The 13,673-nt window shown below is 50.3% G+C and carries 13 protein-coding genes; 3 read left to right on the top strand and 10 right to left on the bottom strand.

Annotated elements, in window-relative coordinates; all coding sequences use genetic code 11:
* Positions 1 to 63: 63 nt before the first annotated feature.
* The 10 genes from AAKU64_RS14120 to AAKU64_RS14075 all read right to left on the bottom strand — a co-directional run bounded on the left by AAKU64_RS14120 (position 64) and on the right by AAKU64_RS14075 (position 11,198).
* A complete protein-coding gene (locus AAKU64_RS14120; RefSeq protein ID WP_354362317.1) occupies positions 64 to 387 on the bottom strand; it encodes an AzlD domain-containing protein in 324 nt (107 codons plus the stop codon).
* Positions 384 to 1,121: an AzlC family ABC transporter permease gene (locus tag AAKU64_RS14115; protein WP_354333191.1), complete on the bottom strand. Its 738-nt coding sequence runs from the start codon at positions 1,119 to 1,121 to the stop codon at positions 384 to 386. The genes AAKU64_RS14120 and AAKU64_RS14115 overlap by 4 nt, the downstream gene beginning before the upstream one ends.
* A 309-nt stretch (positions 1,122 to 1,430) precedes the next feature.
* A complete protein-coding gene (locus tag AAKU64_RS14110; RefSeq protein ID WP_354333192.1) occupies positions 1,431 to 2,411 on the bottom strand; it encodes a branched-chain amino acid ABC transporter permease in 981 nt (326 codons plus the stop codon).
* Between the two features lie 19 nt (positions 2,412 to 2,430).
* A complete protein-coding gene (locus tag AAKU64_RS14105) occupies positions 2,431 to 3,315 on the bottom strand; it encodes a branched-chain amino acid ABC transporter permease (RefSeq protein ID WP_354333194.1) in 885 nt (294 codons plus the stop codon).
* A 106-nt stretch (positions 3,316 to 3,421) separates the two neighbouring features.
* Positions 3,422 to 4,633, bottom strand: a complete 1,212-nt coding sequence (locus AAKU64_RS14100) for an ABC transporter substrate-binding protein (protein WP_354362316.1) — start codon at positions 4,631 to 4,633, stop codon at positions 3,422 to 3,424.
* 136 nt (positions 4,634 to 4,769) lie between these two features.
* Positions 4,770 to 5,531, bottom strand: coding sequence for an ABC transporter ATP-binding protein (locus AAKU64_RS14095; protein WP_354333198.1), 762 nt, complete (start codon positions 5,529 to 5,531; stop codon positions 4,770 to 4,772).
* Positions 5,528 to 6,301 (bottom strand): ABC transporter ATP-binding protein, encoded by a 774-nt coding sequence (locus AAKU64_RS14090; RefSeq protein ID WP_354333200.1) that lies wholly within the window; start codon positions 6,299 to 6,301, stop codon positions 5,528 to 5,530. Before AAKU64_RS14090 ends, AAKU64_RS14095 begins: the two co-directional genes overlap by 4 nt.
* Positions 6,302 to 6,548: 247 nt before the next feature.
* A complete protein-coding gene (locus AAKU64_RS14085; protein WP_354362315.1) occupies positions 6,549 to 8,186 on the bottom strand; it encodes a GMC family oxidoreductase in 1,638 nt (545 codons plus the stop codon).
* A 74-nt stretch (positions 8,187 to 8,260) separates the two neighbouring features.
* Complete coding sequence (locus AAKU64_RS14080) at positions 8,261 to 9,418, bottom strand: NAD(P)H-dependent flavin oxidoreductase (RefSeq protein ID WP_354362314.1); 1,158 nt, start codon at positions 9,416 to 9,418, stop codon at positions 8,261 to 8,263.
* A gap of 250 nt (positions 9,419 to 9,668) precedes the next feature.
* Entirely contained in the window at positions 9,669 to 11,198 is a 1,530-nt protein-coding gene (locus AAKU64_RS14075; protein ID WP_354333206.1) for a CoA-acylating methylmalonate-semialdehyde dehydrogenase, read from the bottom strand.
* 117 nt (positions 11,199 to 11,315) lie between these two features.
* Here AAKU64_RS14075 and AAKU64_RS14070 point away from each other — a divergent pair, with 117 nt between their 5' ends.
* From AAKU64_RS14070 to AAKU64_RS14060, 3 genes are all read left to right on the top strand, one after another.
* Positions 11,316 to 12,206 carry a LysR family transcriptional regulator gene (locus tag AAKU64_RS14070; RefSeq protein ID WP_354333208.1) on the top strand — a complete coding sequence of 297 codons (891 nt, stop codon included), beginning with the start codon at positions 11,316 to 11,318 and terminating at the stop codon, positions 12,204 to 12,206.
* Between the two features lie 386 nt (positions 12,207 to 12,592).
* A complete protein-coding gene (locus AAKU64_RS14065) occupies positions 12,593 to 13,375 on the top strand; it encodes a substrate-binding periplasmic protein (RefSeq protein ID WP_354333210.1) in 783 nt (260 codons plus the stop codon).
* Positions 13,375 to 13,662: a hypothetical protein gene (locus AAKU64_RS14060; protein WP_354333212.1), complete on the top strand. Its 288-nt coding sequence runs from the start codon at positions 13,375 to 13,377 to the stop codon at positions 13,660 to 13,662. Before AAKU64_RS14065 ends, AAKU64_RS14060 begins: the two co-directional genes overlap by 1 nt.
* The last annotated feature ends 11 nt before the right edge of the window (positions 13,663 to 13,673 follow it).

The raw sequence follows: 13,673 nt of genomic DNA, 5'->3' as shown, positions 1-13,673 counted from the left end.
TCATTGGGACATCGTTTTGAAACCGCCGACCATATTATTACTGAACAGAGTGTTAGAAATTCCCTAGAAACTACCAGCCAACTGCCAGCCAAAAAACACCAGCAAACCGATAAAGATCGTCGGTAACTGACGGCGCGTTGCTACACAAACGACGATGGCAGCGAGCGCGCCGATCAGTTGTGGATTGCGCCAATTTAATTCCAAACCCTGCCCATGCGGCGACAAAACCATCGGGACAATAATCGCTGTGAGAACAGTGACGGGAACAAAGGCCAAGGCTTTTTTCAGCAAAGGAGAAAACGCCACCCTATCGCCCATCACAAAAATAATCGCTTTAATTAGGCAGGTAATCACCGCCATACCGATAATAATCAAGGTGATATTCATACCTTCTCCGCGCTGGTATTTTTATTGCCGGCCTTGTTGGAGGACCAGTGGGACGCTAGCAAACCAATGCTAACGCCCACCGCAATGGCCACCAGCAAGCCCAACTTGTACGGCAAATCTTGCAGCAGATAAGCCGCAGTACCAGCAGCAAGCGCCGCAACAAAATGCGGCAAGCGAACTAGCTGCGGAACAATAATCGCAATAAAAGTCGCTACCATCGCAAAGTCCAGACCCAAAGTTTGCAATTGCGGGAAAATCGCACCAAACAATAAACCCACCAGGGTCCAACACTGCCAATTACCATACATCGCCAAACCCGAACCCAGAAAGTACCAATGCCCCAATTGCGTATTCGGATGTTCCCGGTAATAGCGATCCACCACGGCGAAGGTTTCATCCGTCAGCAAACATCCCAACAACCAGCGCCAGCTCTTAGAAAGATGACGCACATGCGGCAACAAAGTTGCGGCATACAGCATATGCCGCAAGTTAACAATAAAGGTCGCGAGCCAGATCACCAGAAAACCAGTACTGCTGGCGATCAAACCGACCGCAATAAACTGACTCGACCCTGCAAACACAGCAAGCGACATCAACTGCCCTTGCCATGCATGCATCTGCGCAGTAGCGACCAAAGCACCAAAAATCATACCAAATGGCGCCGCGCCCAACAGCATTGGAATGGTGTCGCGTGCGCCTGCGGTGAAACTGGCTAACGGGGTGGGATGTGGCATAAAGAATTTCTTTTTTAGAGACTTGGCATCTTAAACTTATCAGACAAAGCGCGCTGCTACTTTAACAAACCTTGAATTTCAAATCCCCATTTATCCAAGTATCTGCCCGCCCAAACTAGTTATATCGTAGCAATACACTGAACATATACTCTCACTATGTATATATTCAGTGTCCATATAATTATTGGACAGTAAGGCATATTTAAAAAAATAATTGGGGAGTATATGAATTTCAGCTTGAGATTGGAACAAAAAAGCCCCGCATCTCGTCGGGGCTTTTTCATTGATCAAAACCGTACCTAATTCAGCTTAACTGACTTTCGCCTTACCCGAGCGCGCCAGCCATGCTCCCAGTTCTCCGACAATCCCGCGCCGAAATGCGAGTACGCAAATGATGAAGATCAAGCCAGTGACAATCGTGACCGAATCGCCGATAGAACGAAACCATTCTATCGTAGTCGCATTTGCCAGCCACTCACCGAGGTCGCCTAACTTGTTTTCTAAAGCGATAATGATCACTGCACCGACGATAGGGCCCACCAAGGTGCCTAAACCGCCCACCAGCGTCATTAATACGACCAGACCCGACATAGTCCAATGCACGTCGGTCAGCGTCTCAAAACCCTGTACCAGCGTATTTGTCGCACCTGCCAGTCCAGACAGTGCAGCGGAGAGGACAAATGCCAGCAACTTGTATTTATCGACGTCGTAACCCAGCGACACCGCGCGTGGCTCGTTCTCTTTCACGGCTTTCAACACCTGCCCGAACGGGGAGCTGATCGTGCGCACGATGATGGCAAAGCCGCCAATCACAATTGCCAGTACGAGGTAATACAGTCTGAGGTCTGAACTCAAATCAATAAAGCCTAATAGCTGTCCGCGCGGTACGCCTTGCAAGCCATCCTCGCCACCGGTGAACTTGGCTTGTAAGAAGACGAAGTACAGCATCTGTGCCAGCGCCAGTGTAATCATCGTGAAGTAAATACCCTGCCGGCGAATCGCCAGACTGCCCATCACCAAACCGATCAGAGCCGCACCCGCCGTCGCCAATAACAAACCCGCCTCGACCGGCAATCCAGCAGTCTTTAACAGCCAACCCACCATGTAGCCAGCGCCACCAAAAAATGCGGCATGACCAAACGAGAGCAAACCCGTGAACCCGATCAATAAATTGAACGCACAGGCAAACAAGGCGAAGCAAAGTAGCTTCATCAAGAACACGGGGTAGACGACAAAGGGTGCGGCGAGCAACAGTACGAAGGCCAAACTGTAACCAATTTTTTTATTCATTATGCGTTTAGCTCCTCAATCATTTCTCTTTGCCGAACAAACCGGCAGGCCGGATCATCAGCACAATCGCCATCACGATAAACACCACGGTGGCAGACAGTTCGGGATAAAACACGCGGGTCAAACCTTCGATCACACCCAAGCCCAGACCAGTGAGGATAGAACCCAGGATCGAGCCCATGCCACCAATCACGACCACGGCAAACACCGTGATAATCAGATTCGATCCCATCAGGGGTGAAACTTGGATCACCGGTGCTGCCAGCACGCCAGCAAAGGCAGCCAGTGCTACGCCGAAGCCGTAAGTCAAAGTGACCATCAACGGCACATTCACGCCAAAGGCCTCAACCAGTTTCGGGTTCTCGGTACCAGCACGCAGGTAAGCACCTAACTTGGTTTTTTCAATCACAAACCAAGTCGCGAAACAGACGACGAGCGACGCCAACACTACCCAGGCGCGATAATTCGGCAAAATCATAAAGCCCAGATCAGTCGCTCCTGCCAGCGCATCAGGAACAGAATACGGCTGACCAGACACGCCATAAAACGAGCGGAACAAACCTTCCAGCAACAGGGTCAGGCCAAAGGTCAACAGCAGCCCATACAAATGATCTAACTTATATAACCAACGCAGCATGGTTTTTTCGATCACGACACCAAACAGGCCAACTAACAAAGGGGCGGCAATCAGCATGACCCAGTAATTAATCCCGAAGTAATTCATGCCCATCCAGGCAAGAAAAGCACCCATCATGTACAAAGCCCCGTGAGCAAAATTGATCACGTTTAACAGACCAAAAATCACGGCCAGACCGAGTGACAACATGGCGTAAAAAGAGCCATTCACCAATCCCAGCAACAGTTGGCTCAGCATCGCTTGCAGCGGTATACCAAATATTTCCATGGCATTCAGAAAAAGATGCCCAAAAGGGCAAGAGTGAAATCGGTAAGAAGCGCTGACTAGTCAGTCAGCGCCTCACGATTGAAGCTGATTATTGTTTATTTCAAACTTATTTCCAGGCAGTGCACTTACTTTCTGCTTTGGTCGTAAATGCCTGGTCACCAGGAATTGTCTGTACCACTTTGTAGTAATCCCATGGATACTTGGAATCAGCCTGCGCTTTTACCTGCATCAGATACATGTCATGAATCATGCTGCCATCACCGCGGATCGATCCATTTTTGGCGTACATATCGTTGATCTTAGTCGCACGCAATTTGGCCAATACTTTATCAGTATCGTCAGAACCTGCCGCTTTTACCGCGTTCAGATATTGGATCGTGGCGGAATAATCAGCTGCTTGCAGACTGGACGGCATCTTTTTCATTTTGCCGAAATAACGACGCGCCCAGGTACGGGTCTCTTCGTTTGAATCCCAATACCAGCTATCCGTCAGATACATGCCTTGCGTTGCCTTCAATGTCAGCGAATGCACATCATTGATAAACATCAGCAAACCTGCCAGCTTCATGGTTTTAGTGATACCAAATTCATTCGCGGCTTTAATCGCATTGATGGTATCGCCACCGGCATTTGCTAAACCCAGAATTTGCGCTTTAGACGCCTGCGCCTGCAATAAGAAAGAAGAGAAATCCGAAGCCGACAAAGGATGGCGAACCGCACCAACCACAGTACCGCCACTGGCTTTGACCACAGCAGTAGTATCACCTTCCAGCGACGCACCGAAGGCGTAATCGGCGGTCAGGAAAAACCAGCTTTTGCCACCCTGTTTAACCACCGCAGAACCCGTACCTTTAGCCAACGCGACCGTGTCATATGCATAGTGAATCGTGTACGGGGTGCATTCTTCATTGGTCAGACGAGCTGTGCCGCCGCCGATGGAGATCAAAGGCTTTTTCTTTTCCAGTGCGACTTTCGACATCGCCAAATTAGTACCAGAGTTAGTACCTGCGATCAGCATGTCGACGCCATCACGATCAAACCATTCACGTGCTTTGCTCGCTGCGATATCGGCTTTGTTTTGGTGATCGGCAGTGACCAACTCAATCTTTTTACCTAATACCGTGCCGCCGAAATCAGCGATTGCCATCTTGATCGCTTCTACACCGCCTGGGCCGTCGATATCAGAATACAAACCCGATAAGTCCGTAATAAAACCAATCTTGACTGTATCACCAGAAATCTGGGCAGATGCTGTACCTGACAGACTTGCCATTGCCGCAGAAACCGCCAGCACCGCTATTTTGAATTTTGTTTTCATGTGTCTTCTCCAATCATTTTTTTTAAATTTATACCCGAATATTTGTATCCGACAGTATCCATTTTCGAGCACTAACAATTACCAGCAAAATCAACATCACATCACCAAAAATACAACTTAAAACACAGATTAAAACTTATACACCCAGCAATTCGTTTAAAACTGACATCTTCTCTTTCAGCTCTGAGGCGGCAAATGTCTCGACAATCTGTCCATGCTCCATCACGTAAAAGCGATCGGCGAGCGGCGCAGCAAAGCGGAAGTTCTGTTCGACCATCACGATCGTATAACCCTTCGCCTTCAACGTTTTAATCATACGAGCTAAGGTTTGCACAATGACCGGTGCCAAACCTTCAGAAATCTCATCCAGCAACAGCAGGCGTGCGCCCGTGCGCAAGATACGTGCAACCGCCAGCATCTGCTGTTCACCACCGGATAAACGTGTCCCCTGACTGTTTTTACGCTCTGCCAGATTAGGAAACATCTCATAAATCTCGGCAATCGACATCCCCTGGTCTTTGCTCGACACGGAAGGCGGCAGCATCAAGTTCTCTTCAGTGGATAACGAAGAAAAAATCCCCCGCTCTTCCGGGCAATAACCGACGCCCAGATGCGCTACTTTATAAATCGGTAAATGAATCGCTTCAACGCCGTTGATTTTGATTGAGCCTTTGCGTGCGCCGGTCAGGCCCATAATGGCACGCATTGTCGTCGTACGGCCTGCGCCATTGCGACCTAACAAGGTAACGACCTCACCCGGATTTACGACCAAGTTCACATCATGCAGAATATGTGACTCACCATACCAGGCTTGCAAATTGCTGATTTGCAGTGCTGGTGTGATCGCGGGATTGCTTGTCTTGAAAGGCGCAGCAGTAGTTACAGTAGCGGTCGTCATGCGTGCGCTCCTTCCAGTTCGCCCGCAGTGCTGCCCATATATGCTTCCATCACTTTTGGATTTTTTGACACTTCGTCATAACTACCTTCTGCCAACATCGCACCGCGCTGCAGAACAGAAATCTTGTCACAGATACCGGATACGACACTCATGTTGTGTTCCACCATCAGAATGGTGCGACCGGCAGAGACTTTTTTGATGAGCTCGGTGACACGATGCACGTCTTCATGTCCCATCCCTTGAGTCGGCTCGTCCAGCAGCATCATTTCCGGCTCCATCGCCAAGGTAGTAGCGATCTCCAGCGCGCGCTTACGACCGTATGGCAAATCCACCGTAATCGTATCGGCAAATTCCGTCAGATCGACCTGCGCCAGCAACTCCATTGCCTTATCGTTCAAACGTGACAAACTGCCGCCGCTTTTCCAAAAATGAAAGGAAGTGCCAAGATTGCGCTGTAAGCCGATACGCACGTTTTCCATCACACTTAAGTGCGGGAAAACGGCAGAAATCTGGAATGAGCGAATAATTCCCTGACGCGCAATTTGCGCCGGTTTGGCGGCGGTGATGTCACGACCATTGAACAAGATCTGACCCGATGTCGGCACCAGAAATTTGGTCAATAAGTTAAAACAGGTTGTCTTGCCAGCACCGTTGGGGCCGATCAATGCATGAATGTGTCCACGCTGCACTTGCAGGTTAACATCGCTCACTGCGGTAAATCCCTTGAACTCTTTGGTCAAGTGTTTTGTCTCTAGGATGACATTAGTCATCTGGTCTCCTTGTTGCCTGCGTAGTTTCGTTACGAACTTTTGCGTGACATCCCTTCTGGCTATTCTATAAATTGGTACCAGAGGGCATTTTTATTGTTTTTGGATAGTACACATCGCTGTAAGATTTCAACAATACGGTATAACTACTGTACGTAGTAACCACGGTGAATTTTAACAACAGCGCCAAACATTAAAACACATAAACTGGTTAAAAAAGTGTCTAAAACACGACGCTATTTAATGCTAACTACGAACTCTTTTTAGCATGCTCCGCAACGATCATCGCCGCCGCTTTTTCCGCAATCATCATGGTCGGCGAGTTGGTATTGCCAGAAGTAATCGTCGGCATGATAGAGGCATCTACTACCCGCAGACCACGCACGCCGAACACCCGTAGCTCACTATCTACTACCGCATTATTATCATCCTCACGCCCCATTTTACAAGTCCCCACCGGATGAAAAATCGTGGTGCCGATGTCACCCGCTGCACTGGCGAGTTCTTCCTCAGTACGGAACTGAGCACCCGGCTTCATTTCTTCTGGCGCGTATTTTTGTAAGGCCGGTGCGGCGACAATTTTGCGGGTCAGCGTGAGTGAATCAGCCGCAATCTTTCTGTCCTCCGGAGTACTCAGATAGTTAGGTGTAATCTTGGGTGCTGCCAACGGATCAGCACTAGCGATACGCACATGGCCGCGCGAAGTAGGGCGCAAGTTGCAGACGCTGGCGGTGAACGCTGGAAATGAATGCAGAGGATCGCCAAATTTTTCCAACGTCAATGGTTGCACATGGTATTGCAAATTAGGGCTGGCTTGCGTGGCATCAGAGCGGGTAAAAGCGCCTAACTGCGATGGCGCCATCGACATAGGCCCGCTTTGCTTCAACAGATATTCCAATCCTATGCTCGCCTTACCTAGCCAACTATTGGCCATCATATTCAGGGTTTTTGCGCCGCTGATTTTAAAGGCAGACCGAATCTGTAAATGGTCCTGCAAGTTTTCTCCCACACCTGGCAAATCATGCACGACCGTCACGCCAACTTGTTGTAAATGCGCCGCATTGCCGATGCCGGACTGCTGCAATATTGCGGGCGAACCAATTGCGCCCGCCGATAAAATCGTCTCACGGGTGGATTCTGCCGACCACTCTTTACCGCCACCGACAAATTCCACACCGGTACAAACCTTGCCATTGTCTGTCGCCGTGATTTTTAAGCGCTTGACCTGACAGCCCGTCATGATGGTCAGATTGCCGCGTCCAGATGCCGGTTTCAAAAACGCCTTAGACGCATTCCAGCGCACGCCGCGTTTTTGATTCACATCAAAATAGCCACAGCCGTCGTTGTCGCCACGATTAAAATCGTCTGACTTAGGAATCCCGACTTGTGATGCCGCCTCACGGAAAGCGTCCAGAATTTCCCACGACAACCTCTGCTTTTCTACCCGCCATTCGCCACCAGCACCATGCATCGCAGTCATGCCACCGTAATGGTCTTCGCTTTGTTTAAATAGCGGTAAGACATGCTCCCAGCGCCAGCTAGCGTCGCCGCTATGTTCTGCCCAGCGCTGATAATCCTGCTCTTGTCCCCGCATATAAATCATGCCGTTAATCGATGAGCAACCACCCAGTACTTTGCCGCGGGGATAAATCAAGCTGCGACCATTCAAGCCCGGTTCTGCCTCGGTGCGAAACATCCAGTCGGTGCGCGGATTGTTAATGCAGTAAAGGTAGCCGACCGGAATATGAATCCAGATGTAATCGTCTTTACCACCCGCCTCCAGTAGCAAAACCTCTTTACTCTGATCACGCGATAAGCGGTTGGCCAGCACGCAGCCTGCCGAACCTGCGCCGATAATAATGTAGTCGTATGTGCCTGCTGAGTCCATAAAGTAGGTGGTGTTTTCTGATGTAAGGTGATCTGGCTTAAAGTGGTTTATTTTGTAGATGGCGCTGGTGGAGATCAGCTGCTTCCGACCTTCACTCGCGCAGGCATTGCGGCAGGCATTTTTGTATTCATTTCCGCATGCAGTTCTTCCAGTAAGACACGCATTAACTCTGCCGCCGGCATGCCACGCGCACGATGCACACCTTGTCCCCCCCATAGCGACATCAGGCCGGTATCGTTGATCTTGCCCGCATGCGCACGGATGCTGGCAGTCAGTGCATTTTGTATAGGATAAGCAGGTACTTGCGCGGCGGCATCCTGCATGATTTGCATAAAACGGTTATCCAGACCGCGTGCCATCCGCCCTGTAAAAGCGCGGGTCTGGCGGGTGGCATCTGCAGTTTTGTTTGGGCTCGTATTCACGCTCGTATTCACGCTCATGTTTACAGTCGTACTTTTGCCAACATCTAGCAATTTCTGTTTATACGCAGGATGAATCCCAGACTCGTGCGTGACTAAAAATGCCGTTCCCATCTGCACTGCATCTGCCCCAGCAGTTAAAGCAGCGGCGATATCTGCACCAGCCATGATATTGCCCGCCACGATGGTGGCGATGCGCAAATGCGGCTTCGCTTGCACCAATAATTCCATGGTAGTCAGCGTGGCATCTTCCTGCGCACCGATAAATGTCCCGCGATGCCCACCTGCCTCTGTTCCAGACAAGCAAACCGCATCGGCACCCAAGCTTTGCCAGGCCAGCGCTTCTTGCACATTGGTTGCGGTACCAATCACGGCAATCCCCGCTTCATGCAAACAACGCAGATGCGAGGGCTGCAAAATACCAAAAGTAAAACTAGCCACCGCAGGACGCGCAATAATCAAGGCTTGCAATTGCGCTTCAAAATCTTCGCACCAACGCGCTGGCAAGGGTAATTTATCCCAGCCAAATTCTGACCAGATTGGTTTTAAAAGCTCACTGGCTGAGGCGATCTCTTGCTCCGATGGCGTCGGCGTGTCTTGTACAAACAAATTGATGGCGAAAGGTCGGTCGGTTCGTTGCCGTATCAGCTCGGCATGCTCAATAATCGCCACGGGTGACAACATGCCGCCTGCCAGCGAACCCAAGCCACCAGCATTGGATACCGCGGCCACCAGATCGGGAGTAGAAGCACCACCCGCCATCGGCCCCTGAATAATCGGATGAGGACAAATTCCTTGTAGTTTAAAACTCACGCCAGTCTCCTTGCGTCATTCTTATTTTTATATACTGGTTAAGAGTATCAGCATCACACGCCTTATTGTCCAATGATTCTCTAGACAATTAGGATTTTAATAGTGATACTCCCTAAAAAATTAATCTAAGAAGTTCAAAAACCATTTAATCGGGATGCAGCGCTAGGCGCAAAACGTAGCAATACGTCGGTATTGCGAGGCTTTGCAACAACGCGATGCGCCCGATTATGTGGTTTATTGAACCTCCCTTTTATTTTGCTACCGGCATAGTAAATTCTGCCCCTTTGGCTATGCTGTCAGGCCAACGCTGCATGATCGATTTGTAGCGAGTATAGAAGCGGATGCCTTCTTCGCCATAGGCATGCTGATCGCCAAACAACGAGCGCTTCCAGCCACCAAAAGAATGCCACGCCATCGGCACTGGAATCGGTACGTTAATTCCCACCATACCAACCTGAATCCTGCGTGAAAATTCACGCGCCGTATTGCCGTCCGAAGTGAACAGCGACACGCCGTTGCCAAATTCGTGACGGTTAATCAGCTCGACAGCGCTGGCAAAATCCGGTACCCGCACCACGCACAACACAGGCCCAAAAATCTCTTCACGATGAATTTTCATGCCCTCTTTGACATGATCAAACAGCGTACCGCCAAGGAAGAAACCACCTTCGTGTCCCGGCACCGTCAGGCCGCGACCGTCGACTAACATCGTTGCACCTTCGGCGATACCGTCAGCAATATAGCCTTCAATTTTTGCCTTATGGATTGCCGTCACGACCGGTCCCATTTCCGCATCGGCTTCCATGCCGTTTTTGACGATCAGTGCCTTCACACGCGGGACTAAAGCGTCGACCAGTTTGTCCGCCACGTCACCCACGGCGACGGCGACAGAAATCGCCATGCAGCGTTCACCGGCCGAGCCATAAGCCGCGCCCATCAAGGCATCTACCGCCTGATCGAGGTTCGCGTCCGGCATGACGACCAAATGATTTTTTGCCCCGCCCAGCGCTTGCACCCGCTTGCCCATGCGCGTGCCTTCGCTGTAAATATATTCTGCAATCGGGGTTGAACCGACGAAGGAAATGGCCGACACATCGGGATGCTGCAACAAGCCATCAACCGCCAGTTTGTCACCCTGCAATACATTAAAAACACCATCCGGCAAACCAGCTTGCTTGAGTAAATCGGCGATCAATAAAGAACAGGAAGGATCACGTTCTGACGGCTTTAAAATAAAGGTATTGCCAGTCGCAATCGCCAGCGGCGCCATCCACATTGGTACCATGAACGGGAAGTTAAATGGCGTGATCCCGGCAGTCACGCCCAGAGGTTGACGCAGGTTGTAGTTGTCGATCCCGCCGCCGATGTTGTCGGAGAATTGCGTCTTCAAGAGTTGTGGCATGCCGCAGGCAAATTCCACGATCTCGATTCCACGGGTCACTTCACCCATCGCATCCGACAGCACCTTGCCGTGCTCTTGCGTGATCATAGTCGCAATTTGTGTATGGTATTGGTCGAGCAGCTGCTTGAACTTAAACATCACCCGCGCCCGCTTCAAAGGCGCTGTCTCGGCCCAACCCGGTGCAGCCGCTTTGGCAGCAGCAACGGCGGCATTCACATCATCCATCGTTGCCAGTGCCACCTTGGCAGTCACCGCGCCCGTTGCCGGATTAAACACATCTTGCCAACGCTCACCGCTTGAATGATGCAGACCGCCATGAATAAAATGCGTAACCGGAGTAATAGCGGCAGCGGAGGCCGGAGAATTCAAAGCAGACATAAGCAAACCTTTGAGGTGATTTTATAAAGTTCATAGAGACTAACTCTATAGAATGGGAGAATCCAATGAGTTATTATCAAGCTCAATATAAGTAATGCTAATAATGAGGTAACCACTGTGGACATCACTCAACTCAAAGCCTTCGTCACCGTCGCCAAAGAGGGCAACCTGACGCGAGCAGCAGAACGACTGCATGTCACACAGCCAGCCGTCAGCCTGCAGATCAAATCCTTGCAGCAAAGTCTGGGCTTGCAATTACTCAACCGTAGCGCCAACGGCATGACATTAAGTAACGACGGCGCAAAGCTGCTGGCGCATGCCGAACGGGTGCTGGCTAGCATGGCAGAATTCAAACAAGCAGCAGACAGTCTGCACTCCACGCTGTCCGGTGAGCTAGCAATCGGCACTATCCTCGATCCGGAATTTACTCGTCTAGGCGTGTTCCTCAAGCGATTGGTAGAAACGTATCCTCAGCTGTCCACCAAATTACAACATGGCATGTCCGGCTCCATGTTGCAGCAACTACGCGCTGGCACGCTGGACGTCGGCTTTTATCTGGGGCAAGCACCGGACGACGGCAAAACCCGTTATCACACACTCAGCCTGACTAGCTTCACCTACCGTGTTGTAGCCCCCAGCGGCTGGAAAAAAAGGGTCGCAGGCAAAGACTGGGCCGCGCTGGCGCAATTACCCTGGATCTGGACACCGCCAGAATCCGCCCACAATCGCCTGCTGACCAAAGTTTTTGCCGAGCACCACATTACGCCTAACAAAGTCGCACTGGTCGATCAGGAGCCCTCGATGCTCGATCTGGTGAAGTCCGGCGTTGGCCTTAGTCTGTTGCGCGACTCCATCGCAATCCGGGAAGCGCACGCCCACGGACTAGTCATCGCCGACGCCGTTAGCTTATCGACCGAACTGAGTTTTATCTGCCTGGAAAAGCGACAAAACGAAGCCAGCATCGCGGCCGTGTTCGCCTTGCTGAAATTGTGCTGGGGTCTGGAGTAGGGATAAGACCGAGCCGGAGCCGTGGATATTTATGATGCTGAAGATCAGATTAATTGTGCCGACAGCAGCAAAAATCCATATACTCCCCCATTTTTTTCAACAATTATACCTATTGCCTAATGATTATATGGGCACCTAATATATACATAGGGCGAGTATATTTATTCGCGCTGTGCAGGCCAGAAATATATTCGCCACAAATTGGCTTACCAACCTGAACTGGTATTACAGAGCTTCTTGCACCTAAACCTGCAAGCGTTTAGACTCAACCGATGCGGTGGTTAATACTTCCGCTTTATCGTTTAGCTGTGGGTCACGTCGTTGTTTCAACCACTATTTCAACTACCGTTACAGCTACTATTACAGCCTCCCAATCAGGACGTCTTGTGTTTAAACAGAATGTGATTCACTGCACCCGTATATTTAGTCTGCATTCAAGTCTGGTTTTCAGCTTGCTGATCAGCTTAAGCATGAGCTTAAGCTTGCCCAATGTGGCGGAAGCAGAAACCATCCGTCTCTACATTCAAGAATACGCACCGTTCACCCACACCGATCCCAAAACCAATCAGATCAAAGGTTCGCTGACCGACAAAGTAGTCGAGATCATGCGCCGCGCCAAAGAGACACCTATCCTGATCAGCACTTCTTTAGCACGTGGCTACCAGGCAGCGCTGACCGAAAATAATACCTGCCTGTTTGGTTTTCGCCGCACAGCAGAGCGCGAACCTCTGTTCAAATGGGTTGGCCCGCTCACCGCCGATGCCTGGGTTTTGTATGCCAAAAAACCGGACTCGCGTAATCTCAAAAATTTTGAAGAAGCCAAAACTTACAGCATCGGTACCTACAAAAACGCGGCTACCGGCCTGGAGCTAAAAGACCAAGGCTACAAAATGGAGTTCGCCTCCAAAGACGAAGATAATCCGCGACTGCTCATCAACGGTCGCATCGATTACTGGATCGTGTCCGAGCAACACGGCATGAGCATCGCGCAACAGCAAGGCTATTGGGACGATATAGAACGTGCCATCAAATGGCGCAATATTGAACTTTATATGCTCTGCAATGCCAAAATAGACCAGCATCGCATCGACAAATTTAATGCGATTAACAAAGAGATAGACAACGACGGAACCATGGACAAATATCAACGCAAATACGGAGCCAGATAATGGCAAGCTTGCGCTCCACCCGCGCCGCCACGGCGGTAATGCGTCTAAAAGACCGCAGCAATAATGCACCTTATTCCATGGTCAGTACTGCCGATAACCGCTTTTATTTGTCACTCGCCAATGACAGCGATGTGCCAGAAAAATTGAACGAACCTTTAGAGCTGGACGCATTTGTCGCCTTCGTCAACAGCATACAAAAACAAGCACCCAAAAAGGCCAGCAAACTCGATATCGCGTTTGAGGCCAAGCTACGCAACAAACTGGGATCGACATCCGGTCCTGACTAAACCAAACACCA

The sequence above is a fragment of the Undibacterium sp. GrIS 1.8 genome (assembly GCF_040544445.1).
Taxonomy (GTDB): Bacteria; Pseudomonadota; Gammaproteobacteria; order Burkholderiales; family Burkholderiaceae_D; genus Undibacterium.
This window is presented reverse-complemented; position numbering and strand designations above follow the sequence as displayed.